The sequence below is a fragment of the Actinoplanes sp. NPDC023714 genome (assembly GCF_040639855.1).
Classification (GTDB): Bacteria; Actinomycetota; Actinomycetes; order Mycobacteriales; family Micromonosporaceae; genus Actinoplanes.
In genome coordinates, this window is the sequence record NZ_JBFAAR010000001.1 from 1273935 (window position 1) to 1286677 (window position 12743).

Sequence of the window (12743 nt, forward strand, 5' to 3'; positions counted from 1 at the left end):
TCGACTCCCCTGTTCGTCAATGGCCTCGGAAGAGACCATAACCCCGATCGCGGAGACTATTCCAGTCAACAAATGATGTTGCCGTAAAAGGTTCATTACATTAGGTAAGGCAAGCCTCATTCTATTTAGGTAAGCCTTGCCTACGGCTCTGAGCTGGGCATGTTTGCCGCCTACCTGGCCAGGGTAGCAATTCTTTTGTCGCTGGAGAGAGGGCCGTGGGATTCGATCTCGACGGGTGCGCCCAGCAATTCAGAAATATCCTCCAGGAAGCTCTCAGGCCGATACAGCGTCGCCGGCGACGTCTTCTCCAGCCTTTCCCCCAGCCGTTCCTGATATGTCAGATCGTGATCGGGGCCGGGCTCGATGCGATCCCACACCTCGCCGTCCGTGCGGTAGGCGGTGCACACCTTCAGCTCCGGGCAGCGCTCCGGCACGTCGAGGTGGGTGACCGCGAGCGCGTCCACGCCGCCGGCGACCTCGACGGCGTAGCGGTGGGCCACCGCGTCGAAGTGGCCGGTCCGGAACGCGCCCTGCCACTCGTCGCGGCCGTTGTGCGCCTCCGGCAGGTCGAGCTCCGGCGCCTCGGTGACGAACGGGCCGGCGCCGTGCCGGGTCGTGTAGGTGCGGACCACGCCGAGCCGGCGGAACGACGGGCAGAGTGCGGCGACGTTGGCGAACGTCGTGGTCGACCAGGTCGTGTACGGGTGCCAGCCGCGCCACTCGTCGAGGAGCACGCCCTGGGCGCCCTCGAAGACGCACGGGCCCTCGCGGAGCAGCCGGTCGGTGTGCTCGCCGCCGACGATCCGGACCGCTTCGCCGAAGGCGGTGAACGCCTCGACGACGTCGTCCACCGAGATATCGGATATGCCGAGACGTTCTGCCAGCGCTGTCAGCTTGGATCTCAGAACGGCGGGCGCCAGCACGTCCGCCACCCGCGGCGCGTCGGCGTGCTTCAGCGCGTACATCTGGGTCTCGCCCACGCCCATCCCGCACGAACCGTGCCTCGCCGCACCTCGCGCAACCTCCCGCCGCCGATTCGCGGCGCGATGCCACGGAGTGGCGAGCAGCGCGTCCGCATCCACGGTGAGCAGGTGAAACGGGTTCCCCAGAGATCGGGCCTCGGAGGCCAGCGCGAGCGGGTCGACGATCATGAAGCGGGTCAGGTGGGTCGGGACGCCGCGCAGGGTGCCCGACCCGAACTGGGCGAACGTGTGGTGCCTGCCGCCCTCGGTGATCACGTTGTGGGCCGCTTGGGCGCCGCCGTTGAATCGCAAGACCGCTCTGGTACGCGTGTTGGCGCACAGCGCATCGACGACGGTGCCCTTGCCGGCGTCCCCGTAACCGAGATCGACGACGGCGACGTGATCATTCACAGCCGCTGATTCCCGCCCGGGCCGCCGCTGATCATTCACAGCCGCTGATTCCCGCCCGGGCCGCCGCTGATCATTCACAGCCGCTGATTCCCGCCCGGGCCGCCGCTGATCTGGAACTGCTCGCCGCGCACCACGGCGGTCCGCTGCAGCGGCGCCAGCGCCCGGCCGACCGAGCTGCCCGCCCCCGACCCGACGTCCGCGAGGTCGGCGATGCCCTCGTCGAGGTCGATGGCGTCCTCGCCGAGGCCGACCGTCAGCGCGATCGTCTCGCAGACCGCGTCCAGGTCGTCGAGCTCCAGCACGTTCTGGCCGAGCAGCTCGCGCCAGCGGGCCAGCACCTCCCGGTCGCCGCCCCAGCCGGCCGCGGTCGGCAGGATGTAGAAGACCTCGTACTTGCGGCGCAGCTCGTCGAGGATCTCCTCGATCGGGATCGGCTGCTTGATCGTGTCGCCGATGACGGCCTGCACCTCGCGCGGCTTGACCCGCGGGTACGGCATCTCGTCGCCGATGATGAAGAGGTAGCCGCGGCGACCGCGATTGACCATCGAGTCGAGGATCGTGTGCCGGGCCATGAAATAGAGGGCGAGCTCGTACGACTCGTGCTTCTGGCCGCCGCCGCCACCCTCCAGGTAGATCCGGGAGAGGTGTTCGTCCATCCGGTTGTCCGACTCGAACTGGCCGACCTGCAGCGGCGCCCGATCACAGGTCGCGTCGCCGATGGCGCCGAACATGATCTGCGGGTCGACCGCGTAGTTCTTCCGGGTCAGCAGTCCGAGCAGCTGGGGGAGCTTGGTCTGGAGAACGCGTGGCACGGTGCCCATCGAGCCGGTCACGTCGAAGAGGACGGCGATCGGCGTGCTGAACGGGTGCTCCTCCGAGTCGCGGGACTCGCGCATGAAGACGCCGTTCGGGTCGAGGTCGGGGTGGGCGTGCCGGGCGCCGCTGTCGCTGTAGTCGAAGGCGCTCTTGCCGGTGGCGGCGCGGTAGTTGGCCGCGGCGGTGTAGACGTCGGTGGACCAGTGTCCGCTTCCCATCACATGCTCCTTCAGTTCCGGTAGTTCTCGGGGATCAGCTCGTCGAATTCACCCAGCAGCTCCCAGGCGTCCTGGGGGCGCATCCGCGGGGCGGCGTAGCCGCAGCCCGCGGCGAACCGCCGCAGCGGCTCGGGCATTCGGGACGGGCCGATGACCCTCGTCATCAAGCCGGTCGCCATGTAGATGTCGGTGGCGGGGCTCGCGGTCCTGTCGTGAAGCACCTCCGGCGGATAGGCCGCCTCGCTTGCCTTCACTATCGCCCTCGGTCGATGACCGGCATAGCACCAGTCGAGGAGCACGAGACCGCGTCGCTCCGGGTGGATCAGGATGTGGCTCTCCAGGACGGCGCCGTGGATCACGCCGGCGCGGTGCGCCCAGCCGAGCCCGATCAGCAGCCGGCGCCAGATCCAGACGGCGTCCTCCAGCGTCAGCCGCCCGGCCTGATCAAGCCGGAGCATGCCGCGCTGTCGCTCCAGGACGTTCACCCGCCGGCGACGTTTTTCCTGGTCCTCGTGGAGGTAGCTGTTGATCAGGCGGGGCGCGTAGTTCTTGAACCGCGGATCCGCGCGCGTCTGGAGTGCGGTCAGCGCCTCGGCCTCGGCCTCCATGAGGTCGTTGTCCGCCGGGTTGCGCGGGACCTTCAGGAGGGCGGCGCCGTCGGCGAAGATCTCGGCGATGTCGCCACTCGCGAAGACCGGCTTGGGCTGATAAGTCGTGGTTTTCTGATAGAGGGCGGAAAGCTTGGCGAAGGCCTCCGTCGCGGTTGCGCGCCGTCGCGCGCCGGCGGCATCCGGGTGGACGATCTTGGCCCATTCCCGGTACGTGCGTTCCTGCAGATCCTGGGCTGTGCGGGCCCGGGTGATCCGCGCGACCGCGTCCTCGAACGTCATCCTGTGCAGGCGCTCGGCCCCCACCAGCGTGCTCATCGGACCCGGTCCTCGCGGGTGGGCCGGAGCAGCGCCGGGTGCAGCAGCCGCGCGTCGCCGGCCCGGTAGAGCTTCGCCTTCGGACCGCCACGTTCGCCCCCTCGCGACGTGGTGGTCCCGGTGCTCTCCACGAAGCCCGGCACGGACAGCACCTTGCGGTGGAAGTTGCCGGCGTGCAGATCCTCGCCCCAGACGCTCGCGTAGACCTGGCGCAGCTCGCCGACCGTGAACTCCTCGTTGACGAACGCGGTCGCGAGAGGTGTGTACTCCAGCTTCGACCGGGCCCGCTCCAGCCCGTCGGCCAGCACGGCGTCGTGGTCGAACGCCAGATCCTTCGCCTCGTCGACCGGAACCCAGAACGCCCGCGCCGCGTCGCTGCCGGCCGTCGGCTCGGGCAGGCTCGGCGCGAACGCGAGGTAGGCGACCGACACGACCCGCATCCGGGGATCACGGCCCGGGTCGCCGTACGTCTTCAGCTGTTCCAGATGGACCCGGTCCAGGTCGCCGTGCCCGGGTTCGAGCCCGGTCTCCTCGGCGAGCTCCCGCTTCGCCGCCTCGTCGAGCGTCTCCTCCTTGACGAAGCCGCCGGGAAGGGCCCGGTGCCCGGCGTAGGGCTGGGCGCCGCGCTCGACGAGCAGGACGCACAGCTTGCCGTCCCGGATCGTCAGGGCGACCACATCCACGGTGACCGCCAGTGCCGGATATCTCCGGGGGTCATAGCCCGCCAGAAAGCTCTCCTGGTCCTCCACGGTCGCCTCCCGCGTTGTTCTCGCCCTGAGTCTTACTCGATCTGAGAACAAGTTAGCGCGGGGTGTGGCGGGTTGTCAACGTCGATGATTACGGTCGGACAAAAAGGGCCATTCACTTATCTTTATCAGTCTAGACAATTCCGGGTTTAACCGGCGATACGCTCCCTTGCGAGATGGCCCTGCGCCGCGAAGGCCGCACGGGCCCTACCCATCCCTAGACGTGGTCCCTGGGACCCGTAGGAGGACCTCGCATGCGCAAGTCCCTAGCAACAACCCGGCGGAGGTGGATCTATGCCGGGACTGCGTCGGTCACCGCGGCCGCCGCAGCCGTGGTGGGTGTGGCCACACCCGCCTATGCCGCAGCATCTGCCGTGACTCCGTCGACGACGCCTCCTGGTAGCACGGTCACCATCACCGACGCCGACAACCCGCTGACCGCTGGGACGGCGGTCGGCATGATCGTCGTGGGTAGCGCACAGTGCCCCAGCGGGGGTTACGTACTGGGCTCGAACACGGCCGTCACCCCGACCCGGATCGACGACGGCAAGGTCACGTTCCCCATTCCCGGGACGCTCGTCCGCGGTACGTACAGCCTGTGTGTCTACGCGACCAACGCGAGCAGCACGAACCCGGTGCTCATGGAGGCGGACGTCGTTCTCAACAGCGCCGCCTCGCCGACCGCCGGCCCTGCGTCCGGCACGATGACGCTCAGCGCGCCGAACGCATTCGGTAACGCCACCACGCTCGGCACCTACTTCTCGACCAGTGCCTGCGGCGGGACGTACTCGACGACCAATGTCACGCCCGCCTCGACCACGAAGAGGGACGCCGACACCGCGACCCTCACGGTCCCGAGCGGCGCGTCCCTGAACAGCTCCGCGCCGTTCGCGCGTGCGTTCAACGTCTGCACGTACAGCAGTGCGACGGCCGGCAGCGGCACGCTGCTGACGTCCGGCACCTACACCGTCGCGCCGACGATCACGCTGACGCCCACGAGCGGCGCCGCGGGCGGTGGCAACACGCTGAACGTCACCGTTCCCACCGCGAACCCGATCATCACGCTCGCGACGATGCAGTACGCGGGCTTCGCCCCGTCCACGACGGGTTGCCCGACCTCGTACACGGGCATCGACGCGACGCGTCAGACCACCATCACGAGGACGACCAGCACGACGGCCAACACGGCCGGCACGACCACTGTTCCGCAGGGTGTGGGTGGCCCGAACGGCACCCAGTTCGCGTTCTGCCTCTACAGCTCCAACTCGGGTGACAACCTCATCGGTTCGAGCACCGTTTCGGCCTACACCGTGCAGCTGGCGAGCTCGACGCTCAACCAGACCACGGGCGGCGGTGGCGGCTCCGGCACGGTTCTGACGCTGTCGTCGAACAACGCCAACGCCTTCCCGGTCGGCAGCTCGCCGAAGGCGGTCTTCGTCCCGCAGGCGACGACCACCGCGGCGACCTGCCCGGCGACGTACTCGACCGTCGCGGTGGCCAACTCGTCGGCGGCCGCCGACACCCGGCGACTAACGAACACGAAGGCCTCGGTCTCCCTGCCCGCCAGCGGCGCCGCCGTCACCAAGGCGCTCGGCCCCGCGTACAGCGTCTGCGTCTACAGCTCCGACGCGATCACGGACCCGTACGGCAAGCTGGTCGCCAACGCGACCTACACCGTCGTCGACGTGCCGAAGCTGACCAACGTGACGCCCGTCTCCGGCCCGCCCGGCGGTGGCAACACCATCACCATCACCGGTACCGCTCTGCCGGAGACCCTGACCGGCACGACGATCAGCATCGGTGGGGTCAACGTCCCGAACGCGGACATCAACCTCATCGGTGCCACCAGCATCGCGGTGAAGGCCCCGCCGCACGCCATGGGCGCCGTCAACGTGGTCCTCACCAGCACGAACGGTACCGACACGCTGGTTGGCGGTTACACCTACGTCAACAGCCTCAACGTCGGACCGAACACCGCGCCGAACACCGGCTCGGTCTCGCTCGACATCTTCGGCACCAACTTCAAGACCGACTACGACTTCGCCAGCCCGACTGAGCTGACCAAGTCGCACGTCTACCTCGTCAGCGGCTCGTACAACGGTGGTGCGACGACCGTGAACTCGGCCACCGCCCGTAACAACCCGAACGTTCTCGCCGACTGCGCCAGTGTTCTGGTCATCGACGACACCGAGCTGGTCTGCACCATGGACCTCACTCAGACGCTGACGGTGGCCGGTACGCAGGCTGCGGCCAGCGCCGCTCGTACCGTCACCCTGTCCGGCACGATCGCCGCCGGCACGTCGGTGATCACCGCGCCGACGAACGCCGCCGCTCCGTTCACCAAGGCCGACGTCGGCAAGCGGGTCGCCGAGCCGGGTGGCACCTTCGTCGAGATCCAGGACGGCACCACCATCCTGGAGGTCGTCAACGGCACGACTGCGGTTCTCTCCAAGCCGACCAACACCGGCACCACTCCGGCGATCACGACTGTGCTGATCGGTTCCGCCCACGGCGCCTCCGGCACCGCGGTCGGTGGCACGGCGCCGGGCGGCGCCATCACCGTGACGGCCGAGTCGAAGGGCACCACGCTCACCGCGGCCACCGGCACCTTCACCACGGCGGACATCGGCCGGCTGGTGACCGGAACCAACATCTCCGCCAACACCTACGTCGTCGGCGTGAACGGCACCGGCTCGATGATCACCCTGTCGAAGCAGGTCGGCAGCACCGCGCCGACCGCCGCGACGCTGACGTCGAGCAGCGCCGTCCCGCCCGGCGCGTACAACATCGTGCTGGTCAGCAACGCCGCTCCTGGCGGAACGACCAACAACACCTCGGTGTCGAGCGGTTCGACCTTCACGGTCGCCCCGTTCTGATCCACCATCAACTGAATAGCTTTTAACGCAACGGCCCGGAGCATCCGCTCCGGGCCGTTGTGTGTGCGACGCGAAATGAGGCGTCAGAGGGTCTTCCAGCGCTCGCTGAGCTCCTTCACGCTCTCCGCCTTCGACGGCTTCTCGTCCATGTCGATGGCGATCGTGACGACGCTCTTCTCCTTCGACGTGCGCCAGCACATCAGCATCGTCGGCCGGATCTTCGGCTTCGGGTTGTTGGTGAACTTGAAGTTCTGCGTGCACCGGGCCTGCCCGACCTTCTCGCCGTCGTCGGCGGCCCAGAGCAGCTCCCGCTGCCCGCTCAGGTCGTGCTTCGCGGTGATCACCCGCAGGGTCTTGCCCTCCTTGGCCGACCCCTCGTCCTTCACGTCGACCGGGCCGCTGGGCAGGCCAGACTTGGCGGTGATGCCGTGCTGGACCGGGAATCCGTCCTTCGCCGCCTTCGCCCGCGCCTCCTTGATCTGCTCCTCGACCGACTTGCTGGCCGAAGCCGACGCCGACGGCGCGACGGAGGCCGACGGAGAGGCGGCGGATGCTGCCGAGGCGGCGTCGGCCGAGGCGGAAGCGGCCGCGGATGCCGGCGCCGAGGCGGATGGGTCGCTGGCGGAGACGGCGGGCGCGGCCGGCGCCATCGCCGTCACGTCCCTCGTCTCGGTCCCGTCGTCGGCGATGATCCAGGCCGTGGTCGCGTAGGCGGCCGTGCCCAGCACTGCTGCGGCGCCCGCCACGGCGGCGACCGTCCGGGCCCGTCCGCGGCGAGGGCGGAGACGAGCCTGCGGTGCGCGGTAGCCGTCGTCGCCGGGCTCGCGGTCGTGATCTGTCGTCATGCTCTCTTGCCCCTTGGTTTTCGGCTGTCGGACTGCCGGAATACGGCAGACCCCGAAACCCCATGCTTTCAACCCAGCGGACATAACGGGTCAAATCCAGCGATGAAGACCTGAGAGTTTGTTGGGCACGGATGCGAAGCAACCCGCCCGCACCCCGGGGGCCACCGTGCGTCGACCCGGGCCCGCCCATTCTCGATCCCGATGACGCGACGTGAGGGGACGACGAGGATGAAGGTTCAGCTGCGTAGGTACGCCGCCGGGGCGGTCGCCGCCGGCGCGCTCGCCGCTGTCGGTGCCGTCGCCCTGCCGATCGGCAGCCACGAGTGGCAGCCGGTCACGTACGGACTGAGTGCGAGCCCGGCGGAGATCGTGCCGGCCACCGTGACGGCGGAGCAGCCGGCCCGGATCGTCAGCACGACGATCGACGAGGACGGCCGTCCGGTCGTCACCGTGACCGAGGCGACCACCAAGGCCGACGCCGTACGGAAGGTGGAGCAAGCGCAGGAGGCCGAGAACGCCGTCGGTGTCGAGATCGACGCCCCGGTGCACGCGCTCGGCATCCCGACCGGCACCGACCCGTACCGGGGCCAGCAGTGGGACTTCGCCAAGATGAGCGTGGCGAACGCCTGGCAGCGGTCGACCGGCGCCGGCGTCACCGTCGCGGTGATCGACACCGGGGTGGACGCGAGTCACCCGGACCTCGCGGCCAACGTGCTCAGCGGCTACGACGCCATCGCGAACCAGGCCGGGACCAGCACCGACGAGAACGGGCACGGCACCCACGTGGCCGGCACGATCGCGGCCGTCACCGGCAACGGGGTGGGCGTCTCCGCGGTCGCCCCGGACGTGAAGATCCTGCCGATCAAGGCGCTCGGCGCGGACGGCAGCGGATACATGTCGGACACCGCCGAGGGCATCGTCTGGGCCGCCGACCACGGCGCCCAGGTGATCAACATGTCGCTGGGCTCGCCCACGAAGGTCGCCGCCGTCACCAACGCGATCGCGTACGCCCGGAGCCGGGGCGTGACCGTCGTGGCCGCCGCCGGCAACGACCGCGCCAAGGGCAGCCCCACCAACTACCCGGCCGCCGACGAGGGCGTCATCGCGGTCGCCGCGACCGACTCCGCCGACCGGTACGCGTCCTACTCGAACGCCGGCGCCTACGTGGACGTGGCCGCGCCCGGCAGCAACATCATCAGCACCTACCCGACCGCGCTCGGCGCGCAGTACCAGGGCATGAACGGCACCTCGATGGCGACGCCGCACGTCGCCGCGGTGGCCGCGCTGCTGAAGAGCTTCGCGTCGGCGCTGACCCCGGACCAGATCGAGTCGGCGCTGGAGTCGTCCGCCGTGGACCTCGGCACGGCCGGCTTCGACAACGACTTCGGCAACGGCCGGATCGACGCGGCCGCGGCACTCGCCGCCGTCGCCGCGACCACCGCGCCGACGACCGCCCCGACCACCGCCCCGGCGACCGTCCCCGTCACGACGGCCCCCACCACGACGGCGCCGACCGCGGCCCCCACCACGACGGCCCCCACCACCGCACCGACCACGACGGCCCCCACCACCGCACCGACCACGACGGTCCCGACCAGCGCGCCGACGACCGCGCCGACGACGGTCCCGACCACCGTGCCCACCACGAAGGCCCCGACCGCCGCGCCCACCACGAAGGCGCCGACGACCGCCCCGACCACGGCCCCCAGCCCGACCAAGACCGCCACGCCGGCCCCGACCAAGACCACGAGCCCGGCCCCGACGAAGACCACCCCGGCTCCGACCAAGACGATCACCAAGGTCACTCCGGTGATCAGCACGAGCGTCAGCACCCGCGAGGTCCCCTACGGCACCTCGACGGTCACCACGTTCACCGTGAAGGCGGCCGGGAAGCCGTACGCCGCCCAGTCGGTCTCGGTCTGCGTGTCCACCTCGGGCGGCCCGTTCGCCTGCACGTCGACGAGGACCACGACGGCCGGCACGGTGGCGGTCTCCCGTAAGGCGACCGCGGCCTACCAGGTCTACCTCAAGGTGCCCGGCACCGCGACGGTCAACGAGGCCACCTCGGCCACGGCGACCTACAAGGTCAAGGTGAAGGCGACGGTCGCCCGCGCCGGCAAGGGCGCCATGCTGGTGACCCTGAACGGTCACGCGCGTCAGACCGTCCAGGTCCAGCAGTACGCCTCCGGCACCTGGCGCAAGGTCGGCACCTACACCGCCACCGCGGCCAAGACCACGGTGAAGGGCCTGGCCGCCGGCAAGCGGTACCGCGTGGTCGTCCTCGGAACGACGTCCCTCGTCGGCGTCACGAGCGCGACCATCACCGCCTGACGCTCGCCGCCCTCATCGCTCCTCCAGATCTTGAACGCCCCACCACCTCCCGAGGCGGAGAAGCGTCCAAGATCCGCATAGGGGGCGCGATCAGCCTAGTCGCGCCCACTCCTTGCCGATGATCTCGACACTCGAGGCCGTCGGCGGATCACCGGAGGGGACCACCGCCATCGTCACGACACTGCGGGCCTCCGAGGTGCGCCAGCAGAGCAGCAGAGTCGGGCGGGCACTCTCCGGAACGCCGGCTGCCACCCGTACCTTTGTGGTGCATTTGACCCCTTGGCCTGCGGGCTTGCCTCGATCCGCAGCCAGTTGGAGATCCTTCTCGCCGGTCAGATCCCGGGGCGCCGACACGATGCGGATCGTGCCGTTCTCCAGCAGTTCGGTGCGTTCCGTGACCGGTCCCGCATCCGCGGTCGCCGCCTTGACCTTGCCCTCCGCAGCGCCTTCCGCGGCCGCGGAGGCTTGCGCCTCCGCGCTTTCGCTCGGCGAAGGGGAAGGCGCGGGGCTGGTCTCGATGGCATCCGCCGGCTTCGTCGCCTTTTTCGATGTACGGGTGACCGAAGGCTCGGCGTCGACGGATGGTGAGGCCGGCGCCGAGTCGGTCAGCGGGGCGAGCGCCGCGGGTTCCGGCAGACTCGGCTGATCGGCGCTGTTCAGCTGGAGCGCGAGAAACCCGCCACCGGCGAGCACCGCCGCGGCGCCGGTGATCCCCACGACGGCCTGCTTGCGCCGCCGGTTGCGCCGTTCCGGGGTGTCGGCCGTGACCGAGGCGTACAGTCCGCCACCCTCGACGTTCTCCTGCTCTTCGTTGGCGGTCATGTCACCGTCCTCCCGTTGGTGAGCGAATCTCCATGCTCCCAAAGATGCGGACGAATCAGCCGCAAAACGGCTAGATCTCCCATTTCGGATCGCAGGGGTGTCGGATCGTGGTCAGGGCCGGCGAATCCCCAGGTGAAGCGGGTTCACCGGAAGGGGGATGCGGTTGACCCCGTACCGGCGCGCCCCGCAAGGTGTGGAGAACACGGGTGCGATGGCGGGCGGACCCGGATGCGCTCCTTCATGCCCGCGTCCGGGGGAGGAGGGCCCTGATGTTCCGCACCGGGCTCCGGGGCCGGCCATGCCGGTGAACGACGAGTTCGCGACGATCGGTGAGCACGTCCCGGCCCGGCCGTCCTGGGAGTGCGAGTCCTGCCGCCGTCCGTGGCCGTGCGAGCCCGCCCGCGAACGTCTGACCCGCAAGAACGGCCGCGTCGAACTAGCCGTGCTGATGTGGGACTACCTCGAGGAGGCAGCCCGCGACATGCCACAATCCCCGGCTTCCGAGCTTTTCGACCGCTTCCTCCGCTGGACCAGCTGACGAGCCCCCGCCCACCCGCCGTGACCCCGGCGCCGCCTGCCCGCACCCCACCCACCCGCACCCCCGCCCCGCCGCGCCCCGCCGCGCCGCGCCGCGCCGCGCCTCGCCGCGCCCCGCCTCGCCCCGCCGCGCCCCGCGGCGCCTCGCCTCGCCGCGTCCCGCCTCGCCCCGCGGCGCCCCGCCTCGCCTCGCCTCGCCTCGCCTCGCTGCGATCTTGGCGAGTTCGGGTCGGAATGGCGGGCGCAGCGCTCCAAGATCGCGGCGGCGGGAGGCGAGGCGGAGCGCGGCGGTGGGAGGGCTGGCGGAGCGCGGTGGCGGGAGGGCTGGCGGCGAGCCGCGGCGGGGGAGGGCGGCCGGTGGGGTCAGCGGAGGGCGGCCACTGCGGCGTCGGTTCCGCCTCGCCAGATCACGCCGGCCTCCTGGAAGCCGCCGTCCAGCAGGGCGCGCACGTGCCAGCTCGCCGGGGGTGTCCACTCGTCGCCGTGTTCGCGGGCCGGATAGATGCGTTCGCGCTCGACGGCCTTCGGCGCCAGCTGCTCGTCGGCGGCGGCGCGGGCCCACCACTCGGGCCAGGACGTGGAGGCGCCGGCGGCGTACCGGGCCTCCCGCTCGGCCCGCGCGTGATCACGCAGCTGGACCGACAGCGAGGGCAGGCCCTCCTCGGGCATGTGGTCGGCGTTGGCGAACACGCCGCCCGGGCGCAGCACCTCGCGGATCTCGGCGTAGAGCGCGCTCACCCGCTCGGCCGGCAGCCAGTGCAGGGCGGTCGCGGTCAGTACCGCGTCGAAGCCGTCGTGCGGCAGCTTCGTACGCCACGCCGGGTCGCCGAGGTCGGCGTCCACGATGGTGGCGCGCTCGCCGAAGTGCCGCAGCGACGACTCGGCGATCGTCAGCAGTACCGGGTCCTGGTCAAGGACGGTGACCCGGGCGCCGGGGAAGCGGGCGAGCGTCCGCAGGCTGATCGAACCGGTCCCGCCGGCGAGGTCGAGCAGCCGCGGACCGTCGCTGGCTGAGGAGCCGTCAGCCGAGGAGCCGCCGCCCGACGACGAGCCGCCCGACGACGAGCCGCCCGACGACGAGCCGCCCGACGACGAGCCGCCCGAGGAGGAAGGCGAGAAGCCCACCGCCGCCACGGCGTCGAGCATCGCCGCGAAGCGGTGCTCGCGGTCGGGCAGGAACGCCTCCTGCTGGCGGTCCCAGGACTCCTGCCACACGGACGGGTTCTTCAGGTAAGCACTCATACCCCCTACGC

Annotated in this window: 10 protein-coding genes; 3 read left to right on the plus strand and 7 right to left on the minus strand. The window is 70.3% G+C overall.

The genetic code is table 11. The features are described from left to right. Nucleotides 1–170: 170 nt before the first annotated feature. The 4 genes from AB0G10_RS05995 to AB0G10_RS06010 all read right to left on the minus strand — a co-directional run bounded on the left by AB0G10_RS05995 (nt 171) and on the right by AB0G10_RS06010 (nt 4082). On the minus strand, nt 171–1373 hold the full coding sequence (locus AB0G10_RS05995) for an adenylosuccinate synthetase (protein WP_360917152.1): 1203 nt from the start codon (nt 1371–1373) through the stop codon (nt 171–173). A gap of 74 nt (nt 1374–1447) precedes the next feature. Next, nucleotides 1448–2407 (minus strand): hypothetical protein, encoded by a 960-nt coding sequence (locus AB0G10_RS06000; protein ID WP_360917155.1) that lies wholly within the window; start codon nt 2405–2407, stop codon nt 1448–1450. A gap of 11 nt (nt 2408–2418) precedes the next feature. Then, complete coding sequence (locus AB0G10_RS06005; protein ID WP_360917158.1) at nt 2419–3333, minus strand: molecular chaperone DnaJ; 915 nt, start codon at nt 3331–3333, stop codon at nt 2419–2421. Then, nucleotides 3330–4082 carry an NUDIX domain-containing protein gene (locus tag AB0G10_RS06010; RefSeq protein WP_360917161.1) on the minus strand — a complete coding sequence of 251 codons (753 nt, stop codon included), beginning with the start codon at nt 4080–4082 and terminating at the stop codon, nt 3330–3332. Before AB0G10_RS06010 ends, AB0G10_RS06005 begins: the two co-directional genes overlap by 4 nt. Before the next feature lie 371 nt (nt 4083–4453). Here AB0G10_RS06010 and AB0G10_RS06015 point away from each other — a divergent pair, with 371 nt between their 5' ends. Beyond that, nucleotides 4454–6955, plus strand: a complete 2502-nt coding sequence (locus AB0G10_RS06015) for an IPT/TIG domain-containing protein (RefSeq protein WP_360917164.1) — start codon at nt 4454–4456, stop codon at nt 6953–6955. A gap of 83 nt (nt 6956–7038) precedes the next feature. On the opposite strand, the gene AB0G10_RS06020 is transcribed toward AB0G10_RS06015, so the two are convergent. Then, nucleotides 7039–7800: a hypothetical protein gene (locus AB0G10_RS06020; RefSeq protein WP_360917167.1), complete on the minus strand. Its 762-nt coding sequence runs from the start codon at nt 7798–7800 to the stop codon at nt 7039–7041. A gap of 201 nt (nt 7801–8001) precedes the next feature. Between AB0G10_RS06020 and AB0G10_RS06025 the strand changes: the two genes are divergently transcribed. Next, complete coding sequence (locus AB0G10_RS06025) at nt 8002–10131, plus strand: S8 family peptidase (protein ID WP_360917170.1); 2130 nt, start codon at nt 8002–8004, stop codon at nt 10129–10131. A 90-nt stretch (nt 10132–10221) separates the two neighbouring features. Here AB0G10_RS06025 and AB0G10_RS06030 read toward each other — a convergent pair whose 3' ends face one another. Beyond that, on the minus strand, nt 10222–10953 hold the full coding sequence (locus tag AB0G10_RS06030) for a hypothetical protein (RefSeq protein WP_360917173.1): 732 nt from the start codon (nt 10951–10953) through the stop codon (nt 10222–10224). Between the two features lie 298 nt (nt 10954–11251). Between AB0G10_RS06030 and AB0G10_RS06035 the strand changes: the two genes are divergently transcribed. After that, a complete protein-coding gene (locus AB0G10_RS06035) occupies nt 11252–11491 on the plus strand; it encodes a hypothetical protein (protein WP_360917175.1) in 240 nt (79 codons plus the stop codon). Between the two features lie 362 nt (nt 11492–11853). Here the strand turns inward: AB0G10_RS06035 and AB0G10_RS06040 are convergent, their stop codons facing one another. After that, nucleotides 11854–12732 carry a class I SAM-dependent methyltransferase gene (locus tag AB0G10_RS06040; RefSeq protein ID WP_360917178.1) on the minus strand — a complete coding sequence of 293 codons (879 nt, stop codon included), beginning with the start codon at nt 12730–12732 and terminating at the stop codon, nt 11854–11856. Nucleotides 12733–12743 lie beyond the last annotated feature (11 nt).

Bases quoted from the DNA above. Each gene is read 5' to 3' on its own strand.
- AB0G10_RS06000 (WP_360917155.1), bottom strand. From the start codon at position 2,407: ATGGGAAGCGGACACTGGTCCACCGACGTCTACACCGCCGCGGCCAAC.
- AB0G10_RS06005 (WP_360917158.1), bottom strand. From the start codon at position 3,333: ATGAGCACGCTGGTGGGGGCCGAGCGCCTGCACAGGATGACGTTCGAG.
- AB0G10_RS06020 (WP_360917167.1), bottom strand. From the start codon at position 7,800: ATGACGACAGATCACGACCGCGAGCCCGGCGACGACGGCTACCGCGCA.
- AB0G10_RS06025 (WP_360917170.1), top strand. From the start codon at position 8,002: ATGACGCGACGTGAGGGGACGACGAGGATGAAGGTTCAGCTGCGTAGG.
- AB0G10_RS06030 (WP_360917173.1), bottom strand. From the start codon at position 10,953: ATGACCGCCAACGAAGAGCAGGAGAACGTCGAGGGTGGCGGACTGTAC.
- AB0G10_RS06035 (WP_360917175.1), top strand. From the start codon at position 11,252: ATGCCGGTGAACGACGAGTTCGCGACGATCGGTGAGCACGTCCCGGCC.
- AB0G10_RS06040 (WP_360917178.1), bottom strand. From the start codon at position 12,732: ATGAGTGCTTACCTGAAGAACCCGTCCGTGTGGCAGGAGTCCTGGGAC.